Source organism: Pseudomonas sp. NPDC086251 (assembly GCF_044746405.1).
In the GTDB taxonomy this organism is placed as follows: Bacteria; Pseudomonadota; Gammaproteobacteria; order Pseudomonadales; family Pseudomonadaceae; genus Aquipseudomonas.
Genome location: NZ_JBIVBY010000022.1, coordinates 62,304 through 69,411, shown reverse-complemented (window position 1 = coordinate 69,411; position 7,108 = coordinate 62,304). Strand labels below are relative to the sequence as shown.

7 protein-coding genes are annotated in these 7,108 nt (G+C 60.1%); all 7 read left to right on the top strand.

All coding sequences use genetic code 11. From position 1 onward, the window contains the following. The coding region (locus tag ACIPL2_RS23815; RefSeq protein ID WP_401360499.1) for a hypothetical protein at nucleotides 1-64 on the top strand (64 nt) is incomplete at its 5' end. A gap of 103 nt (nucleotides 65-167) precedes the next feature. Next, nucleotides 168-779, top strand: coding sequence for a c-type cytochrome (locus ACIPL2_RS23810; protein WP_401360397.1), 612 nt, complete (start codon nucleotides 168-170; stop codon nucleotides 777-779). Nucleotides 780-979: 200 nt separating this feature from the next. Continuing rightward, on the top strand, nucleotides 980-1,621 hold the full coding sequence (locus ACIPL2_RS23805; protein WP_401360395.1) for a thiol:disulfide interchange protein DsbA/DsbL: 642 nt from the start codon (nucleotides 980-982) through the stop codon (nucleotides 1,619-1,621). A 14-nt stretch (nucleotides 1,622-1,635) separates the two neighbouring features. Then, on the top strand, nucleotides 1,636-2,514 hold the full coding sequence (locus ACIPL2_RS23800) for an endonuclease/exonuclease/phosphatase family protein (RefSeq protein WP_401360393.1): 879 nt from the start codon (nucleotides 1,636-1,638) through the stop codon (nucleotides 2,512-2,514). Then, nucleotides 2,511-4,529, top strand: coding sequence for a diguanylate cyclase (locus tag ACIPL2_RS23795; RefSeq protein WP_401360391.1), 2,019 nt, complete (start codon nucleotides 2,511-2,513; stop codon nucleotides 4,527-4,529). Before ACIPL2_RS23800 ends, ACIPL2_RS23795 begins: the two co-directional genes overlap by 4 nt. 102 nt (nucleotides 4,530-4,631) lie before the next feature. Then, entirely contained in the window at nucleotides 4,632-5,414 is a 783-nt protein-coding gene (locus ACIPL2_RS23790; RefSeq protein ID WP_401360389.1) for an N-acetylmuramoyl-L-alanine amidase, read from the top strand. 75 nt (nucleotides 5,415-5,489) lie between these two features. Further along, nucleotides 5,490-7,100 carry an EAL domain-containing protein gene (locus ACIPL2_RS23785; protein WP_401360387.1) on the top strand — a complete coding sequence of 537 codons (1,611 nt, stop codon included), beginning with the start codon at nucleotides 5,490-5,492 and terminating at the stop codon, nucleotides 7,098-7,100. Nucleotides 7,101-7,108: the final 8 nt, after the last annotated feature.

The window sequence follows — 7,108 nt, the reverse complement described above, 5'->3', positions numbered from 1 at the left end:
AGGTATGCAGAACCTGGACCAACACCTGACCCAGCCTAACAAGGCGAAGCCGCCGCGTGGATAGTGCATGGACTGCAGTGCCGAGGATTACCAAGCCATCATCCACTGGATGAGCGAGTGATCCCGGTCCATAACTCTTTAACCCTTAGCCGTAGTTGGATTAGCTGATGAACAAATTGATCGTGAGTCTGCTGTTGACCGTGGGGATCTCCGGCATAGCCCATGCTGCAGGTGATGCGACTGCTGGTCAGGCGAAAGCCGCAGTATGTGGCGCCTGTCATGGCCCGGATGGCAACAGCATGGCGCCAAACTTTCCGAAACTGGCAGGTCAGGGCGAGCGTTATCTGAACAAGCAGTTGCACGACATCAAGTCCGGCAAACGCACGGTACTGGAAATGACCGGCCTGCTGACCAACCTGAGCGATCAGGACCTGGCCGATATCGCCGCCTACTTCGCCAGCCAGAAAGGCAGCGTTGGCGCCGCCGACCCGAAAGTCGTGGCTCGCGGTGAAGCACTGTTCCGTGGCGGCGACCTGGCCAAGGGCCTGCCAGCTTGCACCGGCTGCCATTCGCCAAATGGCGCAGGCAACGCAGCCGCCGGCTTCCCGCACCTCGGTGGCCAGCACGCTCAATACATCGCCAAGCAGCTGACTGACTTCCGCAAGGAAGAAGCCGGCCGCACCAACGACGGCGACACCAAAACCATGCAGACCATCGCCAAACGACTGAGCGACGAAGATATCGCCGCAGTGTCCAGCTACATTCAAGGCCTGCACTAAGGCCAGCGGATCGAGCGTTGCGCGGGATGGACATCTCCTGCAACGTTAACGCTCGATTAATCCGTCGATGCAAGCATAAAAAGGGTGGCTTTGGCCGCCCTTTTTTGTGGCCGCTGCCGTTACACTACAGAACTCAAGCCCGCCATGACCTGTCTGAAAACAGGTCGCGCGAGGCGACCCCATTTGTCCAGGAGTAAAGCATGCGTAATCTGATCATCAGCGCCGCACTGGTTGCTGCCAGCCTGTTCGGCATGACTGCCCAAGCCGCTGAAGCACCCGCCGCACCTTACGTCGAACTGACCAACCCGGTGCCGGTCGCCGTGCCTGGCAAGATCGAAGTGGTGGAGCTGTTCTGGTACGGCTGCCCGCATTGCTACGCCTTTGAACCAGTGATCAACCCGTGGGTTGAGAAACTGCCTTCGGACGTGAACTTCGTGCGTATTCCGGCCATGTTCGGCGGCCCGTGGGATGCACACGGCCAAATGTTCCTGACCCTTGAAGCCATGGGCGTCGAGAACAAGGTGCATGCTGCGGTGTTCAACGCGATTCAGAAAGAACACAAGAAGCTGGTCACGCCAGACGAAATGGCAGAATTCCTCGCCACTCAGGGCGTAGACAAGGACAAGTTCCTGGCCACCTTCAACTCCTTCGCCATCAAAGGCAAAATCACCCAGGCCAAAGAGCTGGCGAAGAAGTACGAAATTTCCGGCGTTCCAACCATGATCGTCAACGGCAAGTATCGCTTCGACGTGGGCTCTGCCGGCGGTGCCGAACAAGCCCTGCAACTGGCCGATAAACTGGTCGACCAAGAGCGAGCGGCGAACAAGGCTGCTGCCAACTAAGCGCGGGGCCTGCCATGCGCCGCTGGGGAACTGAACGCGTCGTTGGCCTGCATGATCCGCGGGTCAACGAACATCATCTGGAATCCACGGGCTTGCCCGCAGACAGCCGTCTGCGTCTGCTCAGCTTCAATATCCAGGTCGGCATCAGTACCGAGCGCTATCGGCACTACCTGACCCGGGGCTGGCAACATCTGTTGCCGCACACCGGGCGTGCCGACAATCTGCAAAAGATCGGCAATCTGCTGGGCGACTTCGATCTGGTCGCCTTGCAGGAAGCCGATGGCGGCAGCCTGCGATCAGGCTACGTCAATCAAGTGGAGCACCTGGCCCAGCTCGGTGCTTTCCCCTACTGGTATCAACAACTCAATCGCAATCTCGGTCGCCTCGGCCAGCACAGCAATGGCGTGCTCAGCCGCCTGCGCCCGTGGGCGATTGAAGATCATCCGCTGCCGGGGCCCAAGGGTCGCGGGGCGATTCTGGTGCGCTTCGGCGAAGGTCCGGAGGCGCTGGTGGTGGTCATGATGCACCTGGCGCTGGGCGCTCGCGTGCGCAGCATGCAACTGGCTTACATCCGCGAGTTGATCGGCGGCTATAAACACCAGGTGCTGATGGGCGACATGAACACCCATGCCAGTGATTTGCTGCAAAACTCGCCGTTGCGTGACCTCGGCCTGCTCGCGCCGCAACTGGAAGCGACTTTCCCCAGCTGGCGCCCGCAGCGCTGCCTGGACCATATTCTGCTGAGCCCGACCCTGACCCTTGAAAAGGTCGAGGTGCTGGCACAACCCATTTCCGATCACCTGCCGGTCGCGGTAGAGATTCGTCTGCCGGGTTCGCTCACGGCTGATGCATTCCCCGCGTTGAGTCCTGCCCCTCGCGGATCCCATGAATGAGCGACGAAGCACAGCGCTGGAAAGAAAAATACCTCAAAAGCATCGAACAACAGGAAAAGCTGGAGCGCCGATGGGACGCTCGGCTCGACCTCCTGCGTCGTGGCCTGGTGCGCAGCAGCCTGGCAGCCGAGGGCACTGACCGCGCCGTTGACCAATGCATGAAGGAAATGCGCGAAGTCGTGCGCTCCGATGACATGGACGCCGGCCTGGCGAACCTGCTTCCACGGCTGGAAAAAGCCGTGCTCGACTCCGAACAGCGTCGGGAAACCCGGGTCAACCAGACCAGCGCCGCACTGACTGCGCTGGTTTCTCAGCTGCAAACATTGCCGCTGCCGCGAGAAGTCAGCCGGCCACTGAAGAACTTCGCCAAACAACTCGACGGGCGCGTCAGCCAGGCTCGCGAGATTCCACTGCTGCTCAGCGAACTGAGCGGCCTGCAAGGCAAGGCCCTGAGTCAGCTTGAGAACCCGGCAGAACCCGATCGCCCAGGTTTATTGCAACGGCTGTTCGGTAGTCGTGAAGCCGATGAAGCGCCATCACCGATCGCCGCTTCGGCGGTGCAGCTGCCCGCTTCGCAGCCTGTCCAAGCCGCTTGCGCGCTGCAGGCCGAGACGCAGCCGGCGGCGGGCGATCTCGTACCCGTGATCGATGAGCCTAAGGTGGTGCCCACTGTCGCACCCGCGGCTATCGCTCCCGAACCATTGGCAATTGAAGCATCGCCTGCAGCAACGCTTGCTCCGGTTGTCGTGGCGTTTGTCCCGCCAGTGCTCGAACCGCAACAAGCCAGCACCCGGACCGAAGAGACGTCAGTACCGGCACCGCTTATCGTTGAGCAAGCCCCACAGGCTCAACCGGCCAGCAATCCCGACGAGCTGACTAGCCTGCCACCGCCCTCGACCCTGGCCGTCGTTGATCCGGAGCAGCCTGAGCACGATGTTCTCTACGCCCTGCCGGACTCACCCGAGCCGTCCTACAGTTCGGTGGCCAAGCACATTGAAGACACGTTGTTGGGCCTGCTCGACGACCTGACGCTCCCCGAGCGTCATCGTCCGCAAGCCGAAGCCATGCGTGATCGCCTGAAAAATGGTTTGAACTGGTACGAACTGCTGCCGATCCTCGACGATCTGGCCACTTTGATGCTGGCAATCACCGACAGCGGCCAGCACGAATTCGAAGCCTATCTTCAGCAGCTCAACGAACGCCTCGAGTCGTTCCAAAGCAACCTGCTCGCCGCCAGTGCAGGCCATGCCGACAACCATTCCGCCGCGCGCGAGATGGACACGCAGATCCGTGAGCAGGTCGATGGCTTGCAGAGCAGCATGCAGGAAGCGGCGGACCTCGACGATCTCAAGCACGTACTGGAAAACCATCTCGAAGGCCTGCTTGGCACCCTGGACCAACACCAGAAGCAGCGCGATGAGCGCGAGCAGGAAGTCGCGGCGCGCCTGCACGGACTGGCCGAACGCGTTGCCCATATGGAAAAAGAAGCCCTGGGCTACCGCGAGCACCTTGAAGAGCAGCGCCAGAAAGCCTTGATCGATCCGCTGACGGGCCTGCCGAACCGGGCGGCCTGGGGCGAGCGGCTGGATCACGAAGTCAGCCAATGGCAACAACATGGCAACACCCTGTTGTTGGCCATGCTCGACCTCGATCACTTCAAACGCATCAACGATAACTACGGCCACCTGGCGGGTGACAAGGTGCTGAAAATCATCGCCAGCGTGTTGCGCAAACGCCTGCGCGGGACAGACTTCATTGCCCGTTTTGGCGGCGAGGAATTTGTCCTGTTGATGCCCGCCACCGTCCCGGCGGTCGGCATTCAACTGCTGGAAAACCTGCGCGCATCGATCGAAGCCTGCCCGTTCCATTTCAAGGGCGAACCGGTGACCATCACCCTTTCGATGGGGCTGACCGCCTTCAGGTCCGGCGAACATAGCGATGCGGTGCTTAAAAGAGCCGATCAGGCGCTATATCGCGCGAAACACGCCGGTCGCAACCGGGTGGAATTGGGCTGACGGTTAATTGTTCCATTTTGTTTAAAACTTCGCGTTAGCCAGCCGCGCGCAGGTCAGTACGTTACACTGTTGCATTACTGACTTGCGCGTACTGCCTCTGCCATGAAATACCTTGCTCTCATCGTGTCGCTGATTGTGTTGGCCGGTTGTGCCAGCGGCCCCCGGTTCGACACCAGCCATCCTTCTGCCAATCACGACAGCCGTGTTCAGTTTGTCGTGGTGCATTACACCTCCGCATCGCTGGAGCGGTCGCTGCAATTGCTGACCCATGGCGAGGTCAGCGCCCACTACCTGATTGGCGACGACTCGCGCGCCACCATTTATAAACTGGTGGACGAAAACCTGCGCGCCTGGCACGCCGGGGAAAGCGAATGGCAAGGCCGGACCTGGTTGAACTCCAGCTCCATCGGCATCGAGATCGTCAATCCGGGCTTCAAAGTACTCCCGACCGGGGAGCGTGCGTGGTATCCCTACAGCGAAGCCCAGGTCCAGTCCTTGATAGTCTTGCTCAAAGACATCAGCAAGCGTTACGCCATCAGCCCCCTCAGCATCATCGGCCATAGCGACATCGCTCCCTTGCGCAAGCTCGATCCGGGACCACTTTTTCCCTGGAAACGCCTGGCAGCCGAAGGCCTCGGGATCTGGCCGAACGAGCAAGCCGTGGCGCGTCAGCAAACACAGTTCGAAACACAACTGCCGAGCATCAGTTGGTTTCAGTCTCAGCTTGCTCGCCTGGGTTATCCCACCCCGCAAACCGGGGAGCTGGATGTAGCGACGCGCCATGTACTGGGGGCCTTTCAGATGCACTTCCGCCCTTCCCGCTTCGACGGCATGCCGGACGCGCAAACGGCCGCGTTGCTCCAAGTGTTGAACCAGACAAAATAATGACGCCCGCCCGACGGTCACGCTTTTTCTCAATCAGCAGCTATAACTCATTGGTAATTCTTCGGATATTGCACGATGACTGCTGCTCGAGAGACGTTGCGTAGTTGGTTTTATCGCCCCTGGTTTTTGGCGATGCTGGCTGCTGCGTTGAGCGCGACACTGTTGATGGCGGGCAGTCTGTTCGTGGCCATCCATCAAGTCGAGCAGAACGAAAGTCAGGAAATGAATGCTCAGGGCGAGCGTTTCCTCGCGCGTCTGGAGCAGTTGTTCGGGCAACTGCGTGAAAGCCTCGACGACCTCGAAGCCCAGCCGTTAAGAGGCTGCGATGACGAAATGATCGCCACCTTGCAGCAGGTCAGTTTCAATTACCGCTTCGTGTACGAAGCGGTTTATATGGACGCCTCGCGAATCTGCTCCAATCGCCCTCGCCAGGAACTCTCCTTGATACGTCCGCCGGACATCAAGGGCCCCACCTACAGTTACTGGCTCAATACCACCACCGAACCCGATGAGAATCGCGCCGCTTTAATGCTCGGGCGTGGCAATTTTCGTGTCGCCACCTCTCGCGGGCATTTGACCGACATGGTCGATTTGTCTCCGGGCAGCAGCTTGCTGGTGGTCGTCGACCGTGGAGCACGGGCCATCCCGGTTCTGGGCGCCGAACAGGCTTGGCCGCCGACGGAAGCCTGGCCCCCGAAAAGCCGCGAATCGCTGCAAATCACTCAGACCCGCTTGATTTACCGCATGCCGACCAACAATCCCGCCTATCAACTGGTGCTGATTTCCCCGCGCACTGGCATGCACATACCCGCCGTGTGGTGGTGGCTGCTGCCGGCCAGCCTGTTACTCGGCGTGTGTGTAGGCTTTATGGTGTTTCTGCTGGTGCGCCAACGCCAGTCGCTGGACGCCGAACTGACGGGCGCCATTCGACGAGGCGAGTTGCAGGTGCTGTATCAGCCGATCTTCGACCTCGACAGCCGCAATTGTGTCGGTGCCGAAGCCCTGCTGCGCTGGCGACGACCGGACGGCACGCTGACCAGCCCCGATCTGTTCATTCCCATGGCTGAGAACACCGGCCAGATCCGCCAGATGACCGACTTCGTACTCCAGCGCCTGCTTGAGCAACTAGGGCAACTGTTGCGGGCGAATCCGCAGCTGTATATCTCGGTCAACCTGGCGGCCTGTGATGTGATGGTGCCGCGTATCGGCCAGGTCATGGCGCGCTTGCTGACCTTGCACCGGGTCGCCGCCAAACAGATTGCCTTTGAGGTCACTGAACGGGGATTGATCGATGTCGAGGTCGCCCGGGAAAACCTGCAAGCCTTGCGTGATGTCGGGCATCAAGTGCTGATCGATGATTTTGGCACCGGCTATTGCAGCCTCGCCTATCTGCAAACCCTGCCGGTGGATTGCCTGAAAATCGATAAGGCCTTTATTGACGCCCTGGGCCATGACGCGGCCAGTAGCGGGGTCGCGCCGCACATCATTCATATGGCCCAGGCCCTGCAACTCAAGGTGATCGCCGAAGGCATCGAACATGAAGCCCAGGCAGTATTTCTGAGCAGTGAAGGGGTGAGATTTGGTCAGGGCTGGCTGTTCGCTCATGCGTTAAGCGCGGTGCAGTTCATCGAACTGATTACCCGAGGCCGCCGGCTCTCCGCGCGGCGCCTCGACGATGAAGCCTGAAGGTGCAA

What these genes read in the sequence shown, in the direction of transcription:
- ACIPL2_RS23810 (WP_401360397.1), top strand. Translation starts at nt 168, where the DNA reads ATGAACAAATTGATCGTGAGTCTGCTGTTGACCGTGGGGATCTCCGGC.
- ACIPL2_RS23805 (WP_401360395.1), top strand. Translation starts at nt 980, where the DNA reads ATGCGTAATCTGATCATCAGCGCCGCACTGGTTGCTGCCAGCCTGTTC.
- ACIPL2_RS23800 (WP_401360393.1), top strand. Translation starts at nt 1,636, where the DNA reads ATGCGCCGCTGGGGAACTGAACGCGTCGTTGGCCTGCATGATCCGCGG.
- ACIPL2_RS23795 (WP_401360391.1), top strand. Translation starts at nt 2,511, where the DNA reads ATGAGCGACGAAGCACAGCGCTGGAAAGAAAAATACCTCAAAAGCATC.
- ACIPL2_RS23790 (WP_401360389.1), top strand. Translation starts at nt 4,632, where the DNA reads ATGAAATACCTTGCTCTCATCGTGTCGCTGATTGTGTTGGCCGGTTGT.
- ACIPL2_RS23785 (WP_401360387.1), top strand. Translation starts at nt 5,490, where the DNA reads ATGACTGCTGCTCGAGAGACGTTGCGTAGTTGGTTTTATCGCCCCTGG.